Below are 25553 nucleotides of genomic sequence, written 5' to 3' on the forward strand. Positions count from 1 at the left end.
GGGTTTCAAGCCACGGCAACGACGTCAAGAATGCGTTGCACCACGCGGTCCTGGTCAATGCCGGCGGCTTCGGCCTCGAACGACAGAATGATGCGATGGCGCAGCACGTCGAACAGCACCGCCTGGATATCTTCTGGGCTGACGAAGTCGCGACCGGCCAGCCAGGCATGGGCGCGGGCGCAGCGGTCGAGGGCGATGGAACCGCGTGGGCTGGCGCCATAGGCGATCCACTCGGCCATCTCCGGGTCGAACTTGGCCGGGGTGCGCGTAGCCATCACCAGTTGCACCAGGTATTCCTCTACCGCATCAGCCATGTACAAGCCGAGGATTTCCTTGCGTGCGGCGAAGATCGCCTGTTGGCTGACGCGGCGCTCAGGCTTGGTTTCGCCGTTCAGGGCTTCGCCACGCGCCTGTTGCAGGATGCGCCGCTCGACGGCGGCGTCGGGGAAGCCGATCTTGACGTGCATCAGGAACCGGTCGAGCTGGGCTTCGGGCAGCGGGTAGGTACCTTCCTGCTCGATGGGGTTTTGCGTGGCCATGACCAGGAACAGCGGCGACAGGTCGTAGGTGCTGCGTCCCACGCTGACCTGGCGCTCGGCCATGGCTTCCAGCAACGCCGATTGCACCTTGGCCGGCGCGCGGTTGATTTCGTCGGCCAGCACCAGATTGTGGAAGATCGGCCCCTGTTGGAACACGAAACTGCCGGTTTCCGGGCGATAGATCTCGGTGCCGGTGATGTCGGCGGGCAACAGGTCGGGGGTGAACTGGATTCGATGGAACTGCGCCTCTATGCCTTCGGCCAGCTCTTTGATGGCCTTGGTCTTGGCCAGGCCCGGCGCGCCTTCTACCAGCATATGGCCGTCAGCGAGCAAGGCGATCAGCAAGCGATCGATGAGTTTTTCCTGGCCGAGAATCTGCGTAGAAAGAAAAGTTCGCAGCGCAAGCAGCGCTTCACGATGTTCCATCGATGACGGTTCCTGGAGAGATGAGCGCAGGCGTCGAGTAAAAACCGCCGGGCTTGGGGGGCTTACTTTAATCCATCGAGGGGGCAGGCGACTAACGACGTAACGGGTATTTTTGGCAAAACTTGTAGGATTTTTGTGTGTCCGCGAGGAATGAGGGCTGGACCGGGTGTTTAGTGAGCGGGGCAAGCCCGCTCACTAAACAGTGACTTAAGTCCGGGAGAAGGTACCGGTGCCCTTGAGGATGTTCTGCAGGGTTTCTTCAACTTCGGCCATGTCCGACACGGCCGTGGCATGGGTGATCTGCAACTGATCCTTGCCACCCAACGCGTCGGCATCGCCGGCGGCGAGTTCTACCAGCACGGTCGTCTCACTCAGCGTGACCTTCAACCCATCCAGGGTCGACGGCGCGTAGTCCCAGGTTAGTTCCACCTCATCTTCATCGGGATAACGGGTGAGCATGAACATCTCGCCGTTTTTGCCGTGGCAGCAGAGCATGGCCATGTTGTCTTCTTCGTCGTCGCACGGGGTGACCATCAGGGCGTCGGTTTTCAGTTGCAGCATGGGGAATCCTGTCTGGGGTAGGGCGTGATGGGGGCAATTGTGCCATTGCGACGAATTTTGTGCTGCATCCAGTGTCAGATCCCGTGCATGACCTCGCCGGCTGAATCAGTCACTTCTGGTACTCGGGGGATTGAAAAGCGTCGGTTTTTCTACCTGGAAATCCGGGTTGCCCAAGTCGCAACCCCAAGCCTGTTTACCGATGACCGAATATGTCGCAGCGTCGCAAGCAGCTGTCTTCCTACACTCGTTAAGCTGCGCAACGGATGTGCACCCGCCAGGCGCCTGACCTGCCCGTCGTACCGTCACCCGGCAAGGTGCGCATCTTATGGAAGTTGTATGTGACCTGATTGTCTTGTCCAGCTTCACCCACCTGTCACTCTGATTCGTTTATGGTGTTTCCAGAATTCCCAGCGAACAGAGCTGACGGTCCCCCAAGGGGATAACACGCGACGCTTCCATCAATAACAAGCCCAAGCGGAGTACCACAGATGGCGTTCTTCACCGCAGCCAGCAAGGCCGACTTCCAGCATCAACTGCAAGCGGCACTGGCCCAGCACATCAGTGAACAGGCACTGCCACAAGTGGCGCTGTTTGCTGAACAATTCTTCGGCATCATTTCCCTGGACGAACTGACCCAGCGTCGCCTTTCCGACCTGGCCGGCTGCACCCTCTCTGCGTGGCGTCTGCTTGAGCGCTTTGACCACACCCAGCCGCAGGTGCGTGTCTACAACCCCGATTATGAACGTCATGGCTGGCAGTCGACCCACACCGCGGTCGAAGTGCTGCACCATGACCTGCCGTTCCTGGTGGACTCGGTCCGCACCGAACTGAACCGCCGTGGCTACAGCATCCACACCCTGCAAACTACCGTGCTCAGCGTACGTCGTGGTGCCAAGGGCGAGTTGCTGGAAATCCTGCCGAAAGGCACCCAGGGCGAAGGCATCCAGCAAGAATCGCTGATGTACCTGGAAATTGACCGCTGCGCCAACGCCGCCGAACTGAGCGTGCTGAGCAAAGAGCTTGAGCAGGTGCTCGGCGAAGTGCGCGTGGCCGTGGCTGATTTCGAACCGATGAAAGCCAAGGTCCAGGACCTGCTGGCCGGTATCGACGCCAGCCAGTTCAGCATCGACGGCGAAGAAAAAGCCGAGATCAAGAACTTCCTGGAATGGCTGGTGGGCAACCACTTCACCTTCCTCGGTTATGAAGAGTTTGTGGTACGTGACGAGGCGGATGGCGGTCATATCGAATATGACGCCGATTCCTTCCTCGGTCTGACCAAACTGCTGCGCGCCGGCCTTACCGCCGACGACCTGCGCATCGAAGACTATGCCGTGGCGTACCTGCGTGAGCCGACCGTGCTGTCGTTCGCTAAGGCTGCGCACCCGAGCCGCGTGCACCGCCCGGCGTATCCGGACTACGTGTCGATCCGTGAGATCAGCGCTGACGGCAAGGTCATCAAGGAACACCGTTTCATGGGCCTGTACACTTCCTCTGTGTATGGCGAAAGCGTGCGGGTGATCCCGTACATCCGCCGCAAGGTCGCGGAAATCGAACGCCGTTCCGGCTTCCAGCCCAAGGCTCACCTGGGCAAGGAGCTTGCTCAAGTCGTTGAGGTGCTGCCGCGTGATGACCTGTTCCAGACTCCGGTCGACGAGCTGTTCAGCACCGTGATGTCGATCGTGCAGATCCAGGAACGCAACAAGATCCGTGTGTTCCTGCGCAAAGACCCGTACGGTCGTTTCTGCTACTGCCTGGCCTACGTGCCGCGCGACGTCTATTCCACCGAAGTGCGCCAGAAAATCCAGCAAGTGCTGATGGATCGCCTGAAGGCCTCGGACTGCGAATTCTGGACCTTCTTCTCCGAGTCCGTGCTGGCGCGCGTGCAGTTGATTCTGCGGGTTGACCCGAAGAACCGCCTGGACATCGACACGCTGCAACTGGAAAAAGAAGTGGTGCAGGCCTGCCGCAGCTGGCAGGACGACTACTCCAGCCTGGTCGTGGAAAGCTTCGGCGAAGCCCAAGGCACCAACGTGCTGGCCGACTTCCCGAAAGGCTTCCCCGCCGGTTACCGCGAGCGTTTTGCTGCGCATTCGGCTGTGGTCGACATGCAGCACCTCAACAGCCTGACCGAAGCCAACCCGCTGGTGATGAGCTTCTACCAGCCGCTGGGCCAGGTCTCCGGCCAACGCGAGCTGCATTGCAAGCTCTACCATGCCGACACCCCGCTGGCGCTGTCCGACGTGCTGCCGATCCTGGAAAACCTCGGCCTTCGCGTGCTGGGTGAGTTCCCGTATCGCCTGCGTCATGCCAGTGGTCGTGAGTTCTGGATCCATGACTTCGCGTTCATCGCCGCCGAAGGCGTGAACCTGGATATCCAGCAGCTCAACGACACCCTGCAAGACGCGTTCGTGCACATCGTGCATGGCGACGCCGAGAACGATGCGTTCAACCGCCTGGTACTGACTGCTGGCCTGCCTTGGCGCGACGTGGCCTTGCTGCGTGCCTACGCCCGTTACCTGAAGCAGATCCGCCTGGGCTTTGACCTGGGTTACATCGCCAGCACCCTGAACAACCACACCGACATCGCTCGCGAGTTGACCCGGTTGTTCAAGACCCGTTTCTACCTGGCCCGCAAACTCACCGCCGAAGACCTGGAAGACAAGCAGCAACGCCTGGAACAAGCGATTCTCAGCGCCCTGGACGACGTTCAGGTGCTCAACGAAGACCGCATCCTGCGTCGCTACCTGGACCTGATCAAGGCCACCCTGCGTACCAACTTCTACCAGGCCGACGCCAACGGTCAGAACAAGTCGTACTTCAGCTTCAAGTTCAACCCGCACGCGATTCCTGAGCTGCCTAAGCCAGTGCCGAAGTTTGAAATCTTCGTGTACTCGCCACGGGTTGAGGGTGTGCACCTGCGCTTCGGCAACGTGGCGCGTGGCGGGTTGCGCTGGTCCGACCGTGAAGAAGACTTCCGTACTGAAGTGCTTGGCCTGGTAAAAGCCCAGCAAGTGAAGAACTCGGTCATCGTGCCAGTGGGGGCGAAGGGCGGCTTCCTGCCGCGTCGCCTGCCACTGGGCGGCAGCCGGGACGAGATCGCGGCCGAAGGCATCGCCTGCTACCGCATCTTCATTTCCGGCCTGTTGGACATCACCGACAACCTGAAAGACGGCGCCCTGGTACCGCCGGCCAACGTTGTGCGCCATGACAACGATGACCCGTACCTGGTGGTGGCTGCGGACAAGGGCACTGCGACCTTCTCCGACATCGCCAACGGCATCGCCATCGACTACGGCTTCTGGCTGGGCGACGCGTTCGCCTCGGGTGGTTCCGCCGGTTACGACCACAAGAAAATGGGCATCACCGCCAAGGGCGCGTGGGTCGGTGTGCAGCGTCACTTCCGTGAGCGCGGCATCAATGTGCAGGAAGACAGCATCACTGTTGTGGGCGTCGGCGACATGGCCGGTGACGTGTTTGGTAACGGCCTGTTGATGTCCGACAAGCTGCAACTGGTCGCGGCCTTCAACCACCTGCATATCTTCATCGATCCAAACCCGAACCCGGCCACCAGCTTCGTTGAGCGCCAGCGCTTGTTTGAGCTGCCGCGTTCGGCCTGGACCGACTACGACACCAGCATCATGTCCGAAGGCGGCGGTATCTTCTCGCGCAGCGCGAAGAGCATTGCCATCTCGCCACAGATGAAAGAGCGCTTCGCCATCTCGGCCAACAAGCTGACCCCGACCGAATTGCTGAACGCCTTGCTCAAGGCGCCGGTAGACCTGTTGTGGAACGGCGGTATCGGTACCTACGTCAAGGCCAGCACTGAAAGCCACGCCGATGTGGGCGACAAAGCCAACGACGCACTGCGCGTCAATGGCAACGAGCTGCGCTGCAAAGTGGTGGGCGAGGGCGGTAACCTCGGCATGACCCAACTGGGTCGTGTGGAATTCGGCCTCAATGGCGGCGGTTCCAACACCGACTTCATCGACAACGCCGGTGGTGTGGATTGCTCCGACCACGAAGTGAACATCAAGATCTTGCTCAACGAAGTGGTGCAGGCCGGTGACATGACCGACAAGCAACGCAACCAGTTGCTGGCGAGCATGACCGACGAAGTCGGCAACCTAGTGTTGGGCAACAACTACAAGCAGACCCAGGCCCTGTCCCTGGCTGCGCGCCGTGCCTACGAGCGTGCCGCCGAGTACAAGCGCCTGATGAGCGACCTGGAAGGCCGTGGCAAGCTGGACCGCGCCATCGAGTACCTGCCGACCGAGGAGCAGCTCGTCGAGCGCGCCGCGAATGGCAAGGGCCTGACCCGTCCGGAACTGTCGGTGCTGATCTCGTACAGCAAGATCGACCTCAAGGAAGCGCTGCTCAAGTCTCGCGTACCGGATGACGACTACCTGACCCGAGACATGGAGACCGCGTTCCCACCGAGCCTGGTCGCCAAGTTCGGCGAGGCCATGCGCCGCCACCGCCTCAAGCGCGAAATCGTCAGCACCCAGATCGCCAACGATCTGGTCAACCACATGGGTATCACCTTCGTTCAACGGCTCAAAGAGTCGACCGGCATGACCCCGGCGAACGTAGCCGGCGCTTACGTGATCGTGCGTGACATCTTCCATCTCCCGCACTGGTTCCGCCAGATCGAAGCCCTGGACCACCAGGTGTCGGCTGACGTGCAACTGGAGCTGATGGACGAGCTGATGCGCCTGGGTCGTCGCGCCACGCGCTGGTTCCTGCGCAGCCGTCGCAACGAGCAGGACGCTGGCCGTGACACCGCGCACTTCGGTCCGCACCTGGCGGCGTTGGGCCTCAAGCTCGACGAACTGCTGGAAGGCCCGACCCGTGAAGGTTGGCAGAACCGTTACCAGGCCTACACCGAAGCCGGTGTTCCTGAGCTGTTGGCACGCATGGTTGCAGGCACGGCTCACCTGTACACCTTGCTGCCGATCATCGAAGCCGCTGACGTCACCGGGCATGACGCCGCCGAAGTGGCCAAGGCCTACTTCGCCGTTGGCAGCGCCCTGGACTTGCCATGGTACCTGCAGCAGATCAGCGATCTGCCGGTGGCCAACAACTGGCAGGCCCAGGCCCGCGAAGCCTTCCGCGATGACGTGGACTGGCAGCAGCGTGCAATCACCATCTCCGTCCTGCAAATGGCCGACGCGCCACAAGACATGGAAGCCCGCGTGGCCCTGTGGCTTGAGCAGCACAAGGACATGGCCGAGCGTTGGGTGGCGATGATGGTTGAGATTCGTGCTGCTGTGGGTACGGACTACGCCATGTATGCCGTGGCCAACCGCGAGTTGCTGGACCTAGCGTTGAGTGGTCAGCCGGTGCTGCAACCGGCTTGATCAAGCGGTAAAACAAAAGCCCCCACATCGTGAGATGCGGGGGCTTTTTGTTGCAGCGCTATTTATCAAACACTGAAGGGCACATTTTGATCTTCATTCACTTAGGTGCAGTGGTGTTTTACTAGTTTGCTTTGCAGATGATCCAAGTGCTGCATCATGAGGTTCACCGCAGTGGTTGAGTCACGGTGCTCCACCGCATCCACAATCGCCGCATGCTCCTGCCACGCGCAATACGTGCAGGCTTTTGCTTCGTATTGGGCAATGATCAACGACGTCAGCGGCACCAAACTGTTAAGGAACTGCGCCAGCGGTGCATTGCGCGCCATCGCTGCCAATTGCAGATGAAATTCCCCCGACAGCCGAATCGCCGGTCCACGCTGGTCGCGCTCGATGCACTCGCGCTCGCGGGCAATCAGCTCGCGTAACTGGCGCACCTGGGGCGGTGTGGCGTGTGCGCAGGCCAGTTGCACCACAGTTATTTCAGTCAGGCGCCGTGCTTCAAGGATTTGCCGGGTTTGCTGCGGGTCCGGCGCGGCGACCTGGGCCCGTTGGTTGGGCCGCAGGATGATTACTTGCTGATGGGACAGTTTTGCCAGGACCCGGCGAATCACACTGCGACTCACGCCAAAGATTTCGCCCAGGCCTTCTTCGGTAAAACGGCTGGCTGGGGCGATGCGTTGTTCGAGGATGGCGTCGAACAGGCGCGGGTAGATGTCGTCCACCGAAGGCTTTTTACCAGCGACCAGGCGCAGGGCAGGGAGGATAGGGTCGCGGTGCAGCGCGTGAGCGGTCATGGCCGGTCTCCAGAAAGTCAGCTGCCCAGATGGTCGTCCGGGATGTTCAAACGGATGCCCATGCGCAGGCCTTCCTGAAGGATGTGCCGACGCATTTCCGCACTGGCCAGGGCGCTGTTCTTGTTGCGGATGGCGCGCACCACGGCTTCGTTTTCCCGCAGGCGCTCCGCCAGGTGCTCGGGCGAGTTGCGCAGCACTTGGGCGCTTTGCTTGAGGGCGTTACTGGTTTGTTGCACCACGTTCTGGAAGATCGGGTTGGAGGTCAGGGCGAACAGTTCTTCATGGAAGCCGATGTAGGCGTTCATGCCAGTTTCGGCGTCGCCGGCGTCGAGGGCTTCGCGCATGTCCATCAAGGTCAGGCGCAATTGGCCGACCTCTTTGCTGCTGATGGATTGGGCCACCAGACCGACAATGAACGGCTCGAGGGTGTAGCGCAGTTGCAGGATGTCTTCGAGGCTCGCGTCGGCCACGGTGTCGCTGGAGTGCGCGTCGCTAACGCTGGTTTCCAGCACCACCACGCCTTTGCCGGGCATGGAGCGCACCAGGCCAAGGGTTTCCAGGACAATCACGGCTTCGCGCAGGCTGGGGCGGCTGATGCCCATTTGTTCGGCCAGTTCGCGCTGGCCGGGGAGCATTTCGCCGCGGCGCCACTGGCCCCGCGCCAGAGCGGCTCGGAGTTTTTCTACGACTGAATTGACGACGGTTGAGGTGCTGATCACGTCGTACACTCCTTTAAGTTGCCAATACAATAATTAAACTGGCATTGAGCCAATGTGGGCGCTGGCTTGTCGGGTCGCCGCATCGCTGCGCTGGCTGACTATCAGTTGATAGCTTTGTAGGCTGGCCCACCGCTATCGCAGGCAAGCCAGCTCCCGCATTTAAACGGTGTCGCTTGCTCAGAACTCCTGATGCGCGGGCAGCACCGGTTTCTTGGCCTGGAAAGCGTAGCCTTGGTGACCATCAAGGACCTTGTTGGCGCGCTGGATATCGATGTCTTTCTCCCAGCGTGCAATGGCCACGGTGGCGACGCAGTTGCCGATCAGGTTAGTCAGGGCGCGACCGATGCCCATGAACCAGTCCACCGCCAGCACCAGCACCAGGCCCACCACCGGAATCGCCGGGATCGCGGTAAGGGTCGCCGCCAGGATCACCAGCGCCGAACCGGGAATCCCATGGGCGCCCTTGGATGTAATCAACGATACCAACAAGATGGTCATCAGATCGGTCATCGACAGCGGTGTGCCGGTGGCATTGGCGATAAACACGATGGCCAGGGTCAGGTAGATCGAAAAGCCATCGAGGTTGAACGAATACCCAGTTGGAATTACCAGGCCCACGGTGGAGCTGCCGATCCCCAGGTGCTCCAGCTTACGCATGATTTGCGGCAGCACGGCGTCGGAGGAGGCGGTGCCCATCACGATCAGCAGTTCTTCGCGCAGGTACTTGAGCAGCGGCAGCATGCGCAGGCCCGACAGGCGCATTACCAGGCCCAGGATCAGGCCGACGAAGGCAAAGCACGTCAGGTAGAACAGGCCGACCAGGCTGCCCAGGTGTTGCAGCGAATCAAGCCCGTAGGTGCTGGTGGTAAAGGCGATCGCGCCGAATACACCGATCGGCGCCAGGCGCACGATCATGCCCATGATGCGAAAGATCACATGGCTCAGTTCGTTGATCAGCCGGGAAATGCCCGACGCCGCTTCGCCCACCAGGTTCAACGCGCTGCCGAATAGCACCGAGAACAACAGCACTTGCAGCACGTTGTTCTCGGCAAAGGCGCCGATGACCGAGTTGGGGATCAGGTCCATCAGAAACTGGCTGGTGCCCTTGATGTGCTGGCCCTTGTCGGCCAAGTCATTCAAACCGGCAGACGACAACTGCTCCAGATGGATATTGGCGCCAGTGCCGATACCGGTGCTAAAAGCCATGATGAGTCCGATCACCAGGGCGACCGTGGTCAGGACCTCGAAGTAGATCACCGACTTGAGGCTGATGCGTCCGACCTTTTTCAAGTCGCCGGCGCCGGAGATGCCGCTGACCACCACGCAGAACACGATCAGGCCGATCAGCATCTTGATCAGCTTGATGAAGCCGTCGCCCAAGGGTTTGAGTTGCGAGGAGAATTCGGGAAGGGCCAAGCCGCAGATTACGCCTAGCATCAGGCCAATCACGACTTGCAGGAAAATCGAACGCGAGCACCATCTGAGCATGGGAGGGATCTCTATTCGGTGCCCTGGTGATTCCAGGGCTTAATTGTTGTGGTCATACCGGTAAGTCCAGTGCGGGGCCAGTCTAGGCCAGGTATTTTTGAAATAACAAGTCATTATTTAGCGTTTGACGGGTCCCGGTCTGACCAGTTGGTCGGTGAGGTCGATGCTTGAGCGGTTGGCGGGGTGGGATTTTTTTCGCTTATCATCCGTCGCTCGGCATACGAGGTGATAGATGGACCCGCCAGGACTGACCACTGACGACACCGGGTGCACCCATTGCACCTGGCGCACCGCAGCGCCGGAATACCCGCATTACCACGACTGTGAGTGGGGCGTGCCGGTGGCGGACGATACCCAGCTGTACGAGAAGATCTGCCTGGAAGGTTTTCAGGCAGGCATGGCGTGGATCACCGTCCTGCGCAAACGCGAGCAGTTTCGCGCGGCGTTCGAGGGGTTTGATTTTCGCCGGGTGGCGCAGTACGGCGCGGCGGATATAGAGCGGCTGATGCAGGACCCGGGCATCGTGCGTAATCGCGCGAAGATCGTGTCCACCATCAACAATGCGCGCAGGGCGTGTGAGTTGGTGGAGGAGACCGGCTCGCTGGCACGGTGGTTGTGGGCGTTTGAGCCCGCTGACGATGAGCGCCCGGCCGTGGTGGACATGGCTTACTGGACAGGTAACCCCACCTCGCCGGCTTCCGAACGTTTGTCGAAAGCCCTGAAGAAGCGGGGTTGGACGTTTGTCGGCCCGACCACGATGTATGCGCTGATGCAGGCGATGGGGATGGTGAATGATCATCTGGAAGGCTGCTGCTGCCGGCCGCGAATTGAAACGCTGCGGCAGCAGTTCAAACGGCCCTGAATCCCTGGTTCCAGACTGTCAACACTGTGGGTGCGGCGGTGTCTGGGCTATCAGGACAGGAAACCACCGTCCACATTCAGCGACACACCCGTGGTGTAGCTGGACGCATCGCTGGCCAGGAACAACACCGCGCCGGCCATTTCGCTCGGATCCGCCACACGCTTGAGGGGGATCTGCGCCAGGGCCATTTTCAGGATTGCGTCATTCTTCACCAGGGCCGAGGCGAACTTGGTGTCGGTGAGGCCCGGCAACAGGGCGTTGCAACGAATGCCGAACTCGGCGCATTCCTTGGCAAACACCTTGGTCATGTTGATCACGGCGGCCTTGGTCACCGAGTAGATGCCCTGGAAGACACCCGGCGAAATCCCGTTGATCGACGCCACATTGATGATGCTGCCGCCACCGTTTTCGCGCATCAGCTTGCCGGCTTCCACCGACATGAAGAAATAGCCACGGATGTTCACGTCAACGGTCTTCTGGAACGCACCGAGATCGGTGTCCAGCACGTTGCAGAATTGCGGGTTGGTCGCAGCGTTGTTCACCAGGATATCCAGGCGACCAAACTGCTCGCGAATGCCGGCGAACACTTGGGTGATCTGCTCCATTTCGCCGATATGGCAGGCCACGGCGGTGGCCTTGCCGCCGTCGGCGATGATTGCATCAGCCACGTGCTGGCAGCCTTCCAGCTTGCGGCTGGAAACGATCACGTGAGCGCCTTGTTGGGCCAGCAACTTGGCGATGGCTTCACCGATGCCACGGCTGGCGCCGGAAACAAAAGCAATCTTGCCATCGAGGTCGAACAGGTTGGTCTTGGACATGAGGGTTCCTTGGTGTGTGCGATCAGAGCGCTGATTTGCCGATGACATTCAGGCTCATTTGCTCCAGCAGCTTGTTCATTTGAATGAACTGCGCAAAGCGTTTGTCCTGGGTCTGGCCATGGAAGAAGCGGTAGTAGATCTGCTGCACGATGCCCGCCAGGCGGAACAGGCCGTAGGTGTAGTAGAAGTCGAAATTGTCGATCTGCAGGCCCGCGCGTTCAGCGTAGTAATCGACGAACTGGCGGCGGGTGAGCATGCCGGGGACGTTGCTTGGCTGACGGCGCATCAGTTGCACCGGCGCAGGGTCGGCGGCTTCGATCCAGTAGGCGAGGGTGTTGCCCAGGTCCATCAGCGGGTCGCCGAGGGTGGTCAGCTCCCAGTCCAGCACGCCGATGATCTGCATCGGGTTGTTTGGGTCGAGGATCACGTTGTCGAAGCGGTAGTCGTTATGCACGATGCTCGACGTTGGGTGGTCGGCGGGCATTTTTTCATTCAGCCACGCGCGCACGGCGTCCCAGCGCGGCGCGTCGGGGGTCAGGGCTTTTTCGTAGCGATCACTCCAGCCACGGATCTGGCGCTCTACGTAGCCTTGCGGCTTGCCCAGGTCAGCCAGGCCGCAGGCGCTGTAGTCCACTTGGTGCAGTTCGACGAATTTGTCGATAAAGCTTTTGCACAACGCCTCGGTCTTGGCCGCATCCAGGCCCAGTTCGGGCGGCAGGTCGGAGCGCAGGATGATGCCGTTGACGCGCTCCATCACATAGAACTCGGCACCGATCACCGACTCGTCGGTGCAATGCACGTAGGCCTTGGGGCAATAAGGGAAGCCGTCTTTGAGCTGGTTGAGAATGCGGTATTCGCGGCCCATGTCATGAGCGGACTTGGCCTTGTGACCAAACGGTGGGCGACGCAGCACGAATTCCTGACCGGGGTATTCCAACAGGTAGGTCAGGTTGGACGCACCACCCGGGAACTGGCTGATCGTAGGCGTGCCGCTCAAACCGGGGATGTGGGCCTTGAGGTAGGGATCGATCAGGCTGGCATCAAGTTCTTCGCCTGGGCGAATCTGGGTCGATTGGTCGTTCAGCGCCATGCTTATCCCTTCTGCTTATTCTAAAGGCCTTGGACTATTTCCTAATCTAATGCGCACCACCGCCCAGCGACAAGGTCGTGGCGGCTTAATAGGTTAGCGTGTTGGATGATGATCAGCGTGCCTGATCGGTCATTTATTGGGCGGGGGCAGGGCGACCGGCGTGAGCACTGGACGCCCGGCGAAGTATTCCACCAAGTTGTCCGCTACGCGCTGCACCGTGTCATGGGCGGCTTCCGGCGACAGGCCCGCGACATGGGAGGTGAGCACGGTGTTGCTGAGTTTCTTGAGCGCGTCGGGCACCTTGGGCTCGTCGTCGAACACATCCAGCGCGGCGCCGCCGATGCGGCGTTGCTCCAGGGCGGCGACCAGGTCGGCGGTGACCACCACGCTGCCACGGCCGATGTTGACCAGATAGCCATTCGGCCCCAGGGCGTCCAAGGCAAAGCGATCGATCAGGTGGCGGGTGCTGGCGCCACCGGGCGTGGCCAGGATCAGGAAGTCCGAGGTGCGCGCCAGTTCCACGGCGGTGGCGCAGTAGGTGTAGTCCACGTCGTCGCGCGGTTGGCGGTTGTGATAACTCACCTCCATGCCGAATCCCAGGGCGGCACGCTTGGCGATCTCCAGGCCCACCGCACCGAGTCCGAGAATGCCCAGCTGCTTGCCGCCCAGCGACGGGCGCATCACTTTCGGCCATTCACTGCGGCGCACGGCGGCGTCGGTCTGCGGGATACCGCGCACCAGCGACAGCAGCAACGCGATGGCGTGATCGGCCACCGACGGCGCATTCACTCCGGCGCCATTGGTCACGACAATTCCGCGATTGCTGGCGGCCTGCAGGTCGACATGCTCATAGCCGGCGCCGATCACGCAGATGATTTCCAGCAGCGCCAGGGCGGCGATTTCCTCGGCGTACAAACCCAGCGGGCCACGAGTCAGTACGGCGTTGATCTGGCTGCCGTGGGCTTTGATGGCTTCGGCGCGTTCGGCAGGTGTCGGCGCCAGGATCACGTGAAAGTCATTGCTCTCGATGATGGGCAGGTAGTCGTTGATGGTTTCTACCAGGACCAGAACGGTGGCGGTCATCGGAAGGCTCTTGCTGAAGGGTTTGAGGGCATGAGTATGCAGTATTTGCGTTGTCAGAAGCGGACCTCAGCCGCTCTCGTGCGCTTCACAAACGCCCCAGCCAACGTCGCGTTGTGATGCTCGATAATCGCCTCTGCCTTCAGTGCCGCAGTGTCCATGCAGGTATGGCCGTCTTCCGGCAGCACCACCGAAAAGCCCAGTTCCACCGCTACCCGACAGGTGGTGTCGATGCAGAACTGGGTTTTCATGCCCACGATCACCAATTGACTGACCTGCGCCGCCCTCAGTTGCTGCTGCAAGTCTGTGCCCAGGAAGCAACTGGGGCGGGTTTTGTTGAACACCAGATCGCCGGACTCGTCGACATCCAGGCCATGCCATAGCTGCCAGGGCGCGCTGCCGGCTTCAATCGGCGAGCCTGTCGGACCAGTGTGGCGGGCGACGAAGATCGGGGCACCTACAGGGCGGGCACGCTGAATCAGTTGGTTGATGGTGGCGAGTACACGTTCGCGCTCGAAGGGCTTTTCCGGACCGTCGTATAAGCCAGTTTGCATATCGATGATCAGCAGGGCGTCAGTCATGGTGTTGCTCCTTGCAATGGCCAGGTGGCGGAGCAATAAAAAGGCCCCGTCCATTGCTGGCGGGGCCTTGGGTTGAATCTGTGAGGTGTTTAGCGTGAACACCCACCGCAACCGCACGACCCGCCTGAGGCGGTCGTGGTGGTGGTGCGGGTGAGGTTCAGCTGAATACGGTTCATGGCTGGATCATGCTGAGAGCGGCGCCTAGTTGTCAACGAATGTATTTGAGTTGCGCGCGGCGCGTCGATGTACCACGCCACCGTTCCTCAGCTAAGTCTTTGCTTATTCAACAGAATCCCGGACAATCCGGCCCCTTCTATGGTCGGGGCGCTGCCTGTCAGGTTTTCTGACTCGTCCCGGCCGTGTAAAAGCGGAGATCCGATCGGATGAATGATCAGGCCAGTAGCGTCGACCAACGCTATGAGACGACACCTGCAACCCTCACACGCTGGAGCCGCCAGGACACCACCTGGATGCTGGGCCTGTTCGGCACCGCCATTGGCGCCGGCACGCTGTTCTTGCCGATCAACGCGGGCCTGGGAGGCTTCTGGCCACTGGTGATCCTCGCGGTACTGGCCTTCCCGATGACATTCTTCGCCCACCGTGGCCTGACTCGTTTCGTGCTGTCCGGCCGAGAAGGCTCCGACATCACCGACGTCGTCGAAGAGCACTTCGGCATCAAGGCCGGTGCGCTGATCACCTTGCTTTACTTCTTTGCGATCTTCCCGATCCTGCTGATCTACAGCGTGGCGCTGACCAACACCGTCGCCAGCTTCATGGAACACCAACTGCACATTATGCCGCCACCACGGGCGATTCTGTCGTTGGTGCTGATCCTCGGTCTGCTGGCCGTGGTGCGTTGCGGCGAGCAAGTGATCGTCAAGGCCATGAGCCTGATGGTGTATCCGTTCATCGTCGCGTTGCTGTTCCTGGCGGTGTACCTGGTTCCGCATTGGAATGGCGGCATCCTCAGCACCGCCAGCGTAGTCCCAGCCCCGTCGGCACTGCTCAATACGCTGTGGCTGGCGATCCCGGTGATGGTGTTCTCGTTCAACCATTCGCCGATCATCTCGGCCTTTGCGGTTGACCAGAAGCGCCAGTACGGTGTCCATGCCGATGAGCGCAGTTCGCAGATCCTGTCCCGCGCGCACCTGTTAATGGTCGGGATGGTGCTGTTCTTCGTGTTCAGCTGCGTGCTGACCCTGTCGCCGGCGCAGTTGGCCGAAGCGAAAGCGCAGAACCTGTCGATCCTGTCCTACCTGGCCAACCACTTCGATAACCCGACCATCGCGTTCGCAGCCCCCCTGATCGCGTTCGTGGCGATTGCCAAGTCGTTCCTGGGCCACTACATCGGAGCCAGCGAAGGCCTCAAGGGGCTGGTGCTGAAAACGGGTCGCCGCCCGGGTGCCAAGAGCCTGGACCGCATGACTGCCGCTTTCATGCTGGTGGTGTGCTGGATGGTTGCCACGCTTAACCCAAGTATCCTCCGCATGATCGAGACGCTGGGCGGGCCGATCATCGCGTCGATCCTGTTCCTGATGCCGATGTACGCCATTCGTAAGGTTCCGGCCATGGCCAAGTACCGTGGGCAGGCGTCGAATGTGTTTGTCACCGCCGTAGGCCTGGTGGCGATTACTGCGTTGGTGTATTCGTTTATTGCTTGAGTCTGATGCGGTCTAGCTGACTGCACGGCACTAAAAATGTGAGAGTGGGCTTGCTCGCGAATGCAGTGGATCGGTGAATAAATCACTGACTGACACACCGCATTCGCGAGCAAGCCCACATTTGTTTTGGGGTGTCGCTAATACTGTATTGCAGGCATAAAAAAACGCCGCGTACCTTGCGATACGCGGCGCTTCTTCACATCAACATATTAGGCTTGAATCACCGGGATGTTGGCGCTTGCTGCGATCTTGCGAAACTCAGCGATCTGGTCGAAGTTCAGGTAGCGGTAGACGTCACTGGCCATGGTGTCCAGTTTCGCCGCGTAGCCCATGTACTCTTCGACGCTCGGCAGACGACCCAGGGTAGACGCCACTGCTGCCAGCTCGGCCGAAGCCAGGTAGACGTTAGCGCCATCACCCAGACGGTTCGGGAAGTTACGGGTCGATGTCGACACAACGGTCGAATTCGGCTCTACACGTGCCTGGTTACCCATGCACAGCGAGCAGCCCGGCATTTCCATGCGCGCGCCAGCCTTGCCGTAGATGCCGTAGTAGCCTTCTTCGGTCAGTTGGTGAGCGTCCATCTTGGTCGGCGGCGACAGCCACAGACGGGTTGGCAGCTGGCCCTTGACCTGCTCCAGCAGCTTGCCGGCAGCGCGGAAGTGACCGATGTTGGTCATGCACGAGCCGATGAACACTTCGTCGATCTTCTCGCCGGCAACGCTCGACAGCAGACGGGCATCGTCCGGGTCGTTCGGTGCGCAGAGGATCGGCTCGTTGATGTCGGCCAGGTCGATCTCGATGACTTCGGCGTATTGCGCGTCGGCATCGGCTTCCATCAGCTCCGGGTTGGCAACCCAGGCTTCCATCGCTTGGGCGCGACGTTCCAGGGTACGCGGGTCACCGTAGCCTTCACCGATCATCCAGCGCAGCAGGGTGATGTTGGAGTTCAGGTACTCGGTGATCGACTCTTTCGACAGCTTGATGGTGCAACCGGCAGCCGAGCGTTCGGCCGAGGCGTCGGACAGCTCGAAAGCTTGTTCCAGCGTCAGGTCGTTCAGGCCTTCGATTTCCAGGATGCGGCCGGAGAACGCGTTCTTCTTGCCTTTCTTCTCTACAGTCAGCAGACCCGATTGGATCGCGTAGTAAGGAATGGCATGAACCAGGTCACGCAGGGTGATGCCAGGTTTCATTTTGCCTTTGAAGCGCACCAGGATCGATTCCGGCATGTCCAGTGGCATTACGCCAGTGGCTGCGGCAAACGCGACCAGGCCAGAACCGGCCGGGAACGAGATGCCCATCGGGAAACGGGTGTGGGAGTCACCACCGGTACCGACGGTGTCCGGCAGCAGCATGCGGTTCAGCCAGCTGTGGATGATGCCGTCGCCTGGACGCAGCGATACACCGCCACGGGTCATGATGAAGTCAGGCAGGGTGTGGTGGGTGGTCACGTCGATCGGCTTTGGATAGGCCGCGGTATGGCAGAACGACTGCATTACCAGATCGGTCGAGAAGCCCAGGCACGCCAGGTCTTTCAGTTCGTCGCGGGTCATCGGACCGGTGGTGTCTTGGGAACCCACGGTGGTCATCTTCGGTTCGCAGTAGGTGCCAGGACGAATGCCTTTGCCTTCTGGCAGACCGCACGCCTTGCCGACCATTTTCTGTGCCAGGGTGAAGCCTTTGCCGGTGTCGACAGGCGCTTCAGGCAGCTTGAACAGGTCGGTAGGGCCCAGGCCCAGTTCTGCGCGCGCCTTGTCGGTCAAGCCACGACCGATGATCAGCGGGATACGGCCGCCGGCGCGGACTTCGTCCAACAGCACCGGGGTCTTCATTTCGAAGGTGGTGATGACTTCGTCGGTGCCGTGTTTGCAGACTTTGCCAGCATGCGGGTACAGGTCGATCACGTCGCCCATGTTCATGTTGGTAACGTCGAATTCGATTGGCAGTGCGCCAGCATCTTCCATGGTGTTATAGAAGATGGGAGCGATCTTGCTGCCGAAGCAGAAGCCGCCAGCGCGCTTGTTCGGCACGTAAGGAACGTCGTCACCGAAGAACCACAGTACGGAGTTGGTCGCGGATTTACGCGAGGAACCGGTACCAACCACATCACCGACGTAGGCGATCGGGAAGCCTTGGCCGCGCATCTCTTCGATCTGCTTCATCGGGCCGGTCTTGCCTTGCTCGTCCGGCACGATGCCTTCACGCGCCATTTTCAGCATGGCCAGGGCGTGCAGCGGGATGTCAGGACGGGACCAGGCATCTGGCGCAGGGGACAGGTCGTCGGTGTTGGTTTCGCCGGTGACCTTGAACACGCGCAGGCTGATCTTGTCGGCCAGGGTAGGGCGGTTGCTGAACCACTCGCCATCAGCCCAGGACTGGATCACGGCTTTGGCGTGCTCGTTGCCGTTCTTGGCTTTTTCGGCCACGTCGTGGAACGCATCGAACATCAGCAGGGTGTGCTTGAGTTGGGCCGCGGCGACAGGTGCCAGTTCGGCGTCGTCCAGCAGCTCAACCAGGGTCACGATGTTGTAGCCGCCTTGCATGGTGCCAAGCAGTTCAACGGCGCGTTTCTTGTCGATCAGGGGGGAAGTGGCTTCGCCCTTGGCCAGGGCAGACAGGAAACCGGCCTTGACGTAGGCAGCTTCGTCAACGCCTGGTGGAATGCGGTTGGTGATCAGGTCAACGAGGAATTCTTCTTCGCCAGCCGGAGGATTTTTCAGCAGCTCAACCAGGCCTGCGGTTTGTTCGGCGTTAAGCGGCTGGGGAACAATACCCAGGGCTGCACGCTCTTCGATATGTTTGCGGTAGGCTTCAAGCACAGTTATTACCCTCATCAGTGGTCCCACGGGACGCTCATCCAGCAATGAACGGCACGCATGCGCTCGGGGGCTTTTTGGGCCACAAAGCCAGCGCTGCCGGCATTTCTCACAGAAGCTGCTTTCAAAGTTTTACGCCTGCAGAACGGAGCTGATGAGGGTTGGCGAGGGCGTTGACCTACCGAGTCATTCACCATCGCCAACACCGTTCTGAAGGAACGACTGTGCTCGTGACGCTTTGAAAACAGCTTCCAGCGGATTATTGGCGCCTTACAAGGCCGGATGATTCTACGGCAAAAAAAATCTAAAGGTAAGTTGCCTCGCCAAGTTTGCAGGGTGATAGCCGTTAGACAAAGGGCTAACATGGCGCATTGTTTTGCTTATCTGCGTGTCGTTGCCCATGTCCAACCAAACCATCAAGACCCCCTGCGTCGGCCTGTGCTCCACGGTTTACGGTGATCTCGTGTGCCGTGGCTGCAAACGTTTCCACCACGAAGTGATCCAGTGGAACGGCTATAACGAAGAAGAAAAACGCGCGGTCTGGCTGCGGTTGGAGCAACTGTTGGTGCAGGTAATGGCCGGCAAACTCGAGGTATTTGACCCCAAGACCCTGCGTGGGCAGTTGGAGCAGCGCAAGATTCGCTTCGTGCCACATCAATCCGAGTATTGCTGGGCCTACCAGTTGATCGCCCGTGGTGCGCGGGTGATTTCCAACGTGGAGGCTTACGGCATGGTGCTGTTGCCGGAATTTCGCGATTGGCCCTTGCCAGACCTGCGTGACGCCATTGATCGAGAGTTCTTTATCCTGTCGGAGGCGCACTACCAGCGCTATATCGCGCCAAGCTTTCTCAAAGATGCATTTTCCAGCGGGTGACACAGAACCCAATGTGGGAGCAATCGTCCGAAGGACCCCGTCAGGCCTTGCTGGCCAGTTACTCCAACTGATCCATCAGCGTGTCAGGCTTGAGCACCAACACATCACTTTCCACGGCATCCAGTATCACCTCCGCCGTATTGCCGATCAGCGCCCCGGTAATCCCTGTGCGCGCCACGGTGCCGATGATCGTCACCGCCGCCTGCCACTTATGGGCGGCGAAAGGGATCAGCACATCCGCCGGGCCTTCCTCAATGTGCAAGTGTGAGTCGTCCACATCGAACTCTGCCTGAAACGCCTTACATTGCTCGCGATAACGCGCCTCGATGGTTTCCTTGAGCTGGAAGGTCGGGTCTGCCGCCGACAACATCGGCGACGGGTGGGCGCTGATGACATGCAACTGCGCCTTGGCCAGGCTGGCGATATCAAAACCATGGTCGATGATTGAATTGTGCAGCGCTCGATGGTCTGCATCAATGTTGCCCACATCGATCGCCGCCAGGATCACACCGCTCGTCCACGGCTTAGCCGTCTTGACCAGCAGCACTGCCGACGGGCAATAGCGCAGCAGCTTCCAGTCCGCGGGCGTCAGCAGGGCTTTTTTCAGCGGGCTGTCGGGGAAATGCTGCTTGATCACCAAGCCACAACCCTCGGCTTGCTGCACATCAATAATGGTTTCATGCAGGCTGTCATTCCAGGCCTGCTCGGTGCTGACGCTGTAGCCATCTTCCTGCAAGCCCGACTTCAGCAGCGCCAGCAGCGCCGAGTGCTCATGTTTTTTGTCGCAGACCAGCAAATGCAAGTGCGCGCCAGTGACCCCGGCGATCAGCTTGGCGCGTTTGAGGGCCAGGCTTTCCGAATGCTCGGGTTCGATGACCACCAGGATGCTGCGGATGGCTTGCATGATCGGATCTCCAAAAGAGGCGGGGGCTGGAACAACTATAGTTGCTGGCTGGCGCACGTCATGTTGATGCACATCAAGGCCCGTGACTGGTGGTCTGCGGCGGGGTCGGTATAATCGCCGGCCTTTTGTGATCCTTTTGCCCGTGAGCCCGATGAACCTGCCAGAAATCCACGAATTCCTCGGTTGCCGCACCCCTGACGCTTGGGTCCAGGCCGCGCTTGCCGATCAGGAAACCCTGCTGATCGACCACAAGAACTGCGAATTCAAAGCCGCCAGCACCGCGCTGAGCCTGATGGCCAAGTACCACGGCCATGTTGACCTGATCAACATGATGTCGCGTCTGGCCCGTGAAGAGCTGGTGCACCACGAGCAAGTCATGCGTTTGATCAAAAAGCGCAAGGTCGAGCTGCGACAACTGCACGCCGGGCGCTATGCCTCGGGTTTGCGCAAAGTCGTGCGCAGCCACGAGCCGGTCAAACTGGTCGACACGCTGGTGGTGGGTGCCTTTATCGAAGCGCGCAGTTGCGAGCGTTTCGAAGCATTGGTGCCGCATTTGGACGAAGAACTCGGCAAGTTCTACTTCGGCTTGCTCAAAAGCGAGGCGCGGCACTTCCAGGGTTACCTGAAGCTGGCGTACCAGTATGGCGACGGCAAGGACATCGCCCAGGTGATCGAGCGGGTGAGGGCGGCCGAGCAGGAACTGATCGAGTCACCCGACATCGAGTTCCGCTTTCACAGTGGCGTGCCAGCCTGACGCGACGGCCACGCCGATCAGCGCGGTTATTGCGGTCAGCAGCAGGATCACCGTCTGGGTACTCAAGGGCGCGGCGAGTACGGCAATCGCCAGGCCGGCCAATGGCTGCGCCAGGTTGTTGAGCAAGGTGATCACGCCCACTGTTTTGCCGAAGTCTTGCACCGGAATGACCCGTTGACGGGTGCTGCGCATGTACACGTTGAACATTTTGTCGAAACCGGTGACCAGCAGGAAACCCACGGTGTAAGCCCAAAGCGTGGGGCTGACCGCCATGACCAAGGCCCCGGCCCCGATCATTGAATACGACAGCCCGCCCAGCACTTTCAACGCCAGGGTGGCGCGTGCCAGGTAAAACAGAATAGCGATGGTGACCACTGCGCCGGCAGCCTGTAGCAGCGCATAGGCATCCTTGCCGGCGGCGAATTGCCCGGTCACCATCGCCGCCGACGTGGCCAGCGTCACGCCGATGATCAGGTTCACGCCGACTGCGAGGGCAATGATGCGCTTCAGCTCTGGCAGGTTGCGGATATGCCCGAATGCGATGCGCAGCGGTTGCAGCCAGATGTCCTGATGCTGTTCAAAGCTCTCCAGATTCACCGCAGTGTTGCGCTGCCAGGTCCGCATCGCCAGATCTGCTAGCACAAACAGCCCGGCAACCCCCAGCACCACCCAATGCCAGGCCCACACCTCCAGCATCAATGCCGCTACCAGCGGCCCCAGCACCAGGCCGCTCTGGTCGGCTATTTGTGAGTAGGACAAGGTCTTGGCGTAGGTGTAATGCTTGAAGATGTGCGGCATCACGACTTCGCGGGCCATGATGCCTTGAGTCGTCAGCACGCCGCACAGCGCAGACAGGGCTACCAGCCAATAGATACCGTCAAACACCCCGTAAAGCGCTACGGCCACTACGCACGCCAGTGCGCGGTAAACCTGGCTGATATGCAGGATGCGCACCGGCGAGAATTTATCGCACAGCGCTCCACAGACTGGAAAAGCCAGGTAGCGCGGCAGCGATTCGACGAAAAACGCAAGCCCGGCCAACGCGACGCTGTTGGTGGTCTGGAACACAAGCAGCGGCACGATAAACAGCAGTATCTGGTCCGCCAGCCGTGACAGGAACAGTGAGATAAAAAAAGCCAGGTAATCCTTGCGCATGCAACTCCCTGTGGATGGCGTTAAAGATTGCAGGTTATTTGTTAAAAACTCTTAAAAACATGAAGCTTGGTCGGCCGGTGTGAGCCCGCTGCGTTTGTTGCCCAGCTTGCCACCTATAATCCCCGCTCTTCAATCCGCATCTGCACACTGAGAACTTATGGAAAACCTGGGGTTGGGCAAGGTCTTGCTCGTTGAGGACGACGAGAAGCTGGCAGGGCTGATCGCGCATTTTCTGTCACAGCATGGTTTTGAGGTGCGCGTGGTGCACCGGGGCGATGAGGCCCTGGCGGCGTTCCTGGACTTCAAACCGAAGATCGTCGTGCTCGACCTGATGCTGCCCGGTCAGAGCGGCCTGCATGTGTGTCGCGGGATCCGCGCGGTGTCCGACACGCCCATCGTGATCCTGACCGCCAAGGAAGATGACCTGGACCACATCCTCGGCCTGGAGTCTGGTGCTGACGACTATGTGATCAAACCGATCAAACCCCCGGTGCTCCTCGCACGCCTGCGCGCCCTGCAGCGGCGGCAGGCGCCAGAACCGACGGTGCGCGGCGCCCTCGCTTTCGGGCGGTTGGCCATCGACCGCAGTTGCCGGGGCGTCAGCCTGGGGGATGACAAGATCGACCTCACCACCATGGAGTTCGAGCTGTTGTGGCTGCTGGCGAGCAACTCGGGGACGATCCTGTCCCGTGATGACATTCTCAACCGCATGCGCGGTATCGCGTTCGATGGCCTCAACCGCAGTGTCGATGTGTACATCAGCAAACTGCGCGGCAAACTCAACGACAACCCGCGCGAACCGGTGTGCATCAAGACCATCTGGGGCAAGGGCTACCTGTTCAACCCGTTTGCGTGGGAGGTCTAGATGCTGCGGCTCTACATCCGCCTTTACATCATCCTGGCGCTGGGCCTGGCGGGGGCAATCTGGCTGGTTAACTACACCTTCGATGAGCTGCTCCCTGAGGCCAACGAAACCTATAACCGCGAAGCCCTGCGCGGCCCCGCCTATGGCCTGGTGGAGCAATTGCGTCCCGTGCCGGCCGAGGCCCGCGAGGTGCGCCTGAGCGAATTGCAGCAGCATTACGGTCTGCGTCTGGATTTGGTGCAACGCGATGAGTTGGCGCTGAGCCAACGCGAGCAGCACTTGCTCGCGGCCGGCCAATTAGTGGTACGGGGCGACTTCATGGAGTTCATCGCCAATATCGATGGCGGCCCGCAACTGCTCAATATCAAGCTGCCTGAAGAGCCTAAATGGTTGTACCTGTGGGCCTACGGTTTGCTGGGGTTGTGCTTGGCAATTGTGCTGTATTTCTGGGTTCGTCCGCACTGGCGCGACCTGGAGCATATTCGCCTGGCGGCACAACGTTTCGGTGACAACGACCTCAGTTCCCGCATCCTGCTGCCACGCCGCTCCACCGTGCGCGAGCTGGCGGGGCACTTTAACCAGATGGCCGAGCGCATTGAAAGCCTGATCGCCAACCAGCGCGAGCTGACCAACGCCGTGTCCCACGAGCTGCGCACGCCGATTGCGCGCCTGTCGTTCGAGCTCGACCAGCTCAAGCAACAGACCGACCCGCGCCAGCGCAGCCAATTGATTACCGACATGTACGCCGACCTCGGCGAGCTGGAAGAAATGGTCTCCGAGCTGCTCACTTATGCCAGCCTGGAACGTGGCGCCACTCAGGTCACGCGCGAGCGCATCGAGGCCCACAGCTGGCTCGACAGTGTGATCGGCAGCGTGGCCCTCGAAGCGGAAGCGGCCGGCATTCAGCTGTCGCTGCGTACGTGCGAGGTGGACTTTATCCAGATCGAACCGCGCTTTATGGCGCGAGCGGTGATCAACCTGCTGCGCAATGCGATCCGATACGCCGAGCGCCGTGTGGAGGTGTCGCTGGTCACGTTCGGCAGCGGCTATGAAGTGCGGGTGTGTGACGACGGCCCGGGTGTTCCGGAGGAAGGCCGCTCGAAGATCTTCCAGCCCTTCATGCGCCTCGACGCCAGCCGTGACCGTCGCACCGGCGGCTTCGGCCTTGGCCTGGCGCTGGTACAACGGGTGTCGCAGTGGCACGGCGGCCAGGTGCAAGTGCTGGATTCGGAATGGGGCGGAGCGTCGTTCCGGATGACGTGGGCGTATGCCGATTAACGACCCTGAAATCGATTGTAGTCAGCGGCATCCTGTCGGCGTTGTTTGTGCCTGGTAGCCGGCCGGAGCGATTCTTCAAAGCCTTGACCAGTGGTGCTGATGCAGTGATCGTGGATTTTGAAGAAACGGTTGAAGAACCGCTCAAGCGCCAGGCGCGCGATAACCTCGGGGCGTTTTTGACGGCCAACCCTACTGCCCAGGTATGGGTGCGCATCAATGCGCCGGAGCATGCCGAGCATTTCGAGGATGTGACGTTCTGCAAAGCCCATCCGAATGTGGCGGGCGTGCTACTGCCTAAGGTTGAACGTGCAGCACAGGTCGCCGTGGTGACGGCGACCGGCAAACTCATCTGGCCGATTATCGAGAGCGTGCGCGGCCTGTTGGTCGTGGCCGAAATTGCCCATGCGCCGCTGGTGGAGCGCCTGTCGTTTGGTGGTCTGGACCTGGCGCTGATCGTGCATTCCCGCGCTGCCGGCCTTGTCGCACCGCTGAATGGGGTGCATCCGGCCATCGATGACCCAGAGGGGCTGTGCCGTTCGATTCGGCATGCCTATGAAATGGGGTTTGCCGGTGCGCTGTGTATTCACCCCAGGCAGGTAGCGGTGATTCACCAAGCCCTGGCGCCGAGCGCCGAAGACTTGGCCTGGGCAAAACGGGTGGTGGACGCGGGTGCGCATGGGGCAGGGGCCTACCAGATCGATGGGCAGATGGTGGATGCGCCGGTGTTGTTGCGGGCACAACGGCTATTGGGCTGCACAGTAGTAATTGACGATGCGCGCTCGCACATTGGATCTGTGCTGTGTCTCAGATTTGGGGGCTGCCTGGCTGAACGCAGGTATCTAGAATCCGAAATTCACTACACGCCTGGCATCAGGCAACTTGCCTTGCAACACAACAATAAGAAGCTGATTTCCATGCTCAAGCTCTCTAG

General features: G+C 60.3%; 19 protein-coding genes and 1 pseudogene. 8 read left to right on the plus strand and 12 right to left on the minus strand.

Features of this window, described 5'->3' with window-relative positions:
• Positions 1-5 precede the first annotated feature (5 nt).
• On the minus strand, positions 6-965 hold the full coding sequence (locus AACY36_RS07270) for an AAA family ATPase (RefSeq protein ID WP_003174327.1): 960 nt from the start codon (positions 963-965) through the stop codon (positions 6-8).
• A gap of 207 nt (positions 966-1172) precedes the next feature.
• On the minus strand, positions 1173-1526 hold the full coding sequence (locus tag AACY36_RS07275; RefSeq protein WP_339415933.1) for a hypothetical protein: 354 nt from the start codon (positions 1524-1526) through the stop codon (positions 1173-1175).
• Between the two features lie 488 nt (positions 1527-2014).
• On the opposite strand from AACY36_RS07275, the gene AACY36_RS07280 reads away from it, so the two are divergent.
• The gene (locus tag AACY36_RS07280) at positions 2015-6883 is read left to right on the plus strand and encodes an NAD-glutamate dehydrogenase (protein ID WP_339427584.1); all 4869 of its coding nucleotides are present in this window, start codon (positions 2015-2017) and stop codon (positions 6881-6883) included.
• A 101-nt stretch (positions 6884-6984) separates the two neighbouring features.
• Here AACY36_RS07280 and AACY36_RS07285 read toward each other — a convergent pair whose 3' ends face one another.
• From AACY36_RS07285 to AACY36_RS07295, 3 genes are all read right to left on the minus strand, one after another.
• Entirely contained in the window at positions 6985-7677 is a 693-nt protein-coding gene (locus AACY36_RS07285) for a GntR family transcriptional regulator (protein ID WP_339427583.1), read from the minus strand.
• 17 nt (positions 7678-7694) lie between these two features.
• Positions 7695-8396 carry a FadR/GntR family transcriptional regulator gene (locus tag AACY36_RS07290; RefSeq protein ID WP_339427582.1) on the minus strand — a complete coding sequence of 234 codons (702 nt, stop codon included), beginning with the start codon at positions 8394-8396 and terminating at the stop codon, positions 7695-7697.
• Positions 8397-8573: 177 nt separating this feature from the next.
• Complete coding sequence (locus AACY36_RS07295; protein ID WP_339496992.1) at positions 8574-9899, minus strand: C4-dicarboxylate transporter DctA; 1326 nt, start codon at positions 9897-9899, stop codon at positions 8574-8576.
• A gap of 217 nt (positions 9900-10116) precedes the next feature.
• Between AACY36_RS07295 and AACY36_RS07300 the strand changes: the two genes are divergently transcribed.
• Positions 10117-10746: a DNA-3-methyladenine glycosylase I gene (locus AACY36_RS07300; RefSeq protein ID WP_339415937.1), complete on the plus strand. Its 630-nt coding sequence runs from the start codon at positions 10117-10119 to the stop codon at positions 10744-10746.
• A 50-nt stretch (positions 10747-10796) separates the two neighbouring features.
• Here the strand turns inward: AACY36_RS07300 and AACY36_RS07305 are convergent, their stop codons facing one another.
• The 4 genes from AACY36_RS07305 to AACY36_RS07320 all read right to left on the minus strand — a co-directional run bounded on the left by AACY36_RS07305 (position 10797) and on the right by AACY36_RS07320 (position 14315).
• Positions 10797-11564, minus strand: coding sequence for an SDR family oxidoreductase (locus AACY36_RS07305; RefSeq protein WP_049713006.1), 768 nt, complete (start codon positions 11562-11564; stop codon positions 10797-10799).
• Between the two features lie 22 nt (positions 11565-11586).
• Positions 11587-12654 carry a phosphotransferase family protein gene (locus AACY36_RS07310; protein WP_339415939.1) on the minus strand — a complete coding sequence of 356 codons (1068 nt, stop codon included), beginning with the start codon at positions 12652-12654 and terminating at the stop codon, positions 11587-11589.
• 129 nt (positions 12655-12783) lie between these two features.
• Positions 12784-13737 (minus strand): 2-hydroxyacid dehydrogenase, encoded by a 954-nt coding sequence (locus AACY36_RS07315; RefSeq protein ID WP_339415941.1) that lies wholly within the window; start codon positions 13735-13737, stop codon positions 12784-12786.
• Between the two features lie 53 nt (positions 13738-13790).
• Complete coding sequence (locus AACY36_RS07320) at positions 13791-14315, minus strand: cysteine hydrolase family protein (RefSeq protein ID WP_339415943.1); 525 nt, start codon at positions 14313-14315, stop codon at positions 13791-13793.
• A 383-nt stretch (positions 14316-14698) separates the two neighbouring features.
• Between AACY36_RS07320 and AACY36_RS07325 the strand changes: the two genes are divergently transcribed.
• A complete protein-coding gene (locus tag AACY36_RS07325; protein ID WP_339415944.1) occupies positions 14699-15976 on the plus strand; it encodes a serine/threonine transporter in 1278 nt (425 codons plus the stop codon).
• 209 nt (positions 15977-16185) lie between these two features.
• Here the strand turns inward: AACY36_RS07325 and acnB are convergent, their stop codons facing one another.
• Positions 16186-18795, minus strand: coding sequence for a bifunctional aconitate hydratase 2/2-methylisocitrate dehydratase (acnB, locus tag AACY36_RS07330; protein WP_339427612.1), 2610 nt, complete (start codon positions 18793-18795; stop codon positions 16186-16188).
• A 397-nt stretch (positions 18796-19192) separates the two neighbouring features.
• On the opposite strand from acnB, the gene AACY36_RS07335 reads away from it, so the two are divergent.
• Positions 19193-19666: a DUF1289 domain-containing protein gene (locus AACY36_RS07335; protein WP_339415945.1), complete on the plus strand. Its 474-nt coding sequence runs from the start codon at positions 19193-19195 to the stop codon at positions 19664-19666.
• Between the two features lie 58 nt (positions 19667-19724).
• On the opposite strand, the gene AACY36_RS07340 is transcribed toward AACY36_RS07335, so the two are convergent.
• Positions 19725-20570 carry a universal stress protein gene (locus tag AACY36_RS07340; RefSeq protein WP_339415946.1) on the minus strand — a complete coding sequence of 282 codons (846 nt, stop codon included), beginning with the start codon at positions 20568-20570 and terminating at the stop codon, positions 19725-19727.
• A gap of 151 nt (positions 20571-20721) precedes the next feature.
• On the opposite strand from AACY36_RS07340, the gene AACY36_RS07345 reads away from it, so the two are divergent.
• Positions 20722-21324: a tRNA-(ms[2]io[6]A)-hydroxylase gene (locus AACY36_RS07345; RefSeq protein WP_339415947.1), complete on the plus strand. Its 603-nt coding sequence runs from the start codon at positions 20722-20724 to the stop codon at positions 21322-21324.
• On the opposite strand, the gene AACY36_RS07350 is transcribed toward AACY36_RS07345, so the two are convergent.
• A complete protein-coding gene (locus AACY36_RS07350) occupies positions 21280-22479 on the minus strand; it encodes an MFS transporter (RefSeq protein WP_339427581.1) in 1200 nt (399 codons plus the stop codon). The genes AACY36_RS07345 and AACY36_RS07350 overlap by 45 nt on opposite strands.
• Positions 22480-22636: 157 nt before the next feature.
• Here AACY36_RS07350 and AACY36_RS07355 point away from each other — a divergent pair, with 157 nt between their 5' ends.
• The 3 genes and pseudogenes from AACY36_RS07355 to AACY36_RS07365 form a co-directional block, all read left to right on the plus strand.
• Positions 22637-23344 carry a winged helix-turn-helix domain-containing protein gene (locus AACY36_RS07355; RefSeq protein ID WP_339427580.1) on the plus strand — a complete coding sequence of 236 codons (708 nt, stop codon included), beginning with the start codon at positions 22637-22639 and terminating at the stop codon, positions 23342-23344.
• On the plus strand, positions 23345-24622 hold the full coding sequence (locus AACY36_RS07360) for an ATP-binding protein (RefSeq protein ID WP_339415952.1): 1278 nt from the start codon (positions 23345-23347) through the stop codon (positions 24620-24622).
• Between the two features lie 14 nt (positions 24623-24636).
• Positions 24637-25371 (plus strand): annotated as a pseudogene (locus tag AACY36_RS07365) (HpcH/HpaI aldolase/citrate lyase family protein); the annotation flags it as partial.
• Positions 25372-25553 lie beyond the last annotated feature (182 nt).

It is taken from the genome of Pseudomonas sp. EA_15y_Pfl1_P101, assembly GCF_963970835.1.
In the GTDB taxonomy this organism is placed as follows: Bacteria; Pseudomonadota; Gammaproteobacteria; order Pseudomonadales; family Pseudomonadaceae; genus Aquipseudomonas; species Aquipseudomonas tritici.

Coding starts and splice junctions, on each gene's coding strand:
- AACY36_RS07315 (WP_339415941.1), bottom strand. CDS start 13,737: ATGACCGCCACCGTTCTGGTCCTGGTAGAAACCATCAACGACTACCTG.
- AACY36_RS07335 (WP_339415945.1), top strand. CDS start 19,193: ATGTCCAACCAAACCATCAAGACCCCCTGCGTCGGCCTGTGCTCCACG.
- AACY36_RS07310 (WP_339415939.1), bottom strand. CDS start 12,654: ATGGCGCTGAACGACCAATCGACCCAGATTCGCCCAGGCGAAGAACTT.
- AACY36_RS07325 (WP_339415944.1), top strand. CDS start 14,699: ATGAATGATCAGGCCAGTAGCGTCGACCAACGCTATGAGACGACACCT.
- AACY36_RS07305 (WP_049713006.1), bottom strand. CDS start 11,564: ATGTCCAAGACCAACCTGTTCGACCTCGATGGCAAGATTGCTTTTGTT.
- AACY36_RS07270 (WP_003174327.1), bottom strand. CDS start 965: ATGGAACATCGTGAAGCGCTGCTTGCGCTGCGAACTTTTCTTTCTACG.
- AACY36_RS07345 (WP_339415947.1), top strand. CDS start 20,722: ATGAACCTGCCAGAAATCCACGAATTCCTCGGTTGCCGCACCCCTGAC.
- AACY36_RS07350 (WP_339427581.1), bottom strand. CDS start 22,479: ATGCGCAAGGATTACCTGGCTTTTTTTATCTCACTGTTCCTGTCACGG.
- AACY36_RS07355 (WP_339427580.1), top strand. CDS start 22,637: ATGGAAAACCTGGGGTTGGGCAAGGTCTTGCTCGTTGAGGACGACGAG.
- AACY36_RS07320 (WP_339415943.1), bottom strand. CDS start 14,315: ATGACTGACGCCCTGCTGATCATCGATATGCAAACTGGCTTATACGAC.
- AACY36_RS07285 (WP_339427583.1), bottom strand. CDS start 7,677: ATGACCGCTCACGCGCTGCACCGCGACCCTATCCTCCCTGCCCTGCGC.
- AACY36_RS07360 (WP_339415952.1), top strand. CDS start 23,345: ATGCTGCGGCTCTACATCCGCCTTTACATCATCCTGGCGCTGGGCCTG.
- AACY36_RS07300 (WP_339415937.1), top strand. CDS start 10,117: ATGGACCCGCCAGGACTGACCACTGACGACACCGGGTGCACCCATTGC.
- AACY36_RS07280 (WP_339427584.1), top strand. CDS start 2,015: ATGGCGTTCTTCACCGCAGCCAGCAAGGCCGACTTCCAGCATCAACTG.
- AACY36_RS07340 (WP_339415946.1), bottom strand. CDS start 20,570: ATGCAAGCCATCCGCAGCATCCTGGTGGTCATCGAACCCGAGCATTCG.
- AACY36_RS07275 (WP_339415933.1), bottom strand. CDS start 1,526: ATGCTGCAACTGAAAACCGACGCCCTGATGGTCACCCCGTGCGACGAC.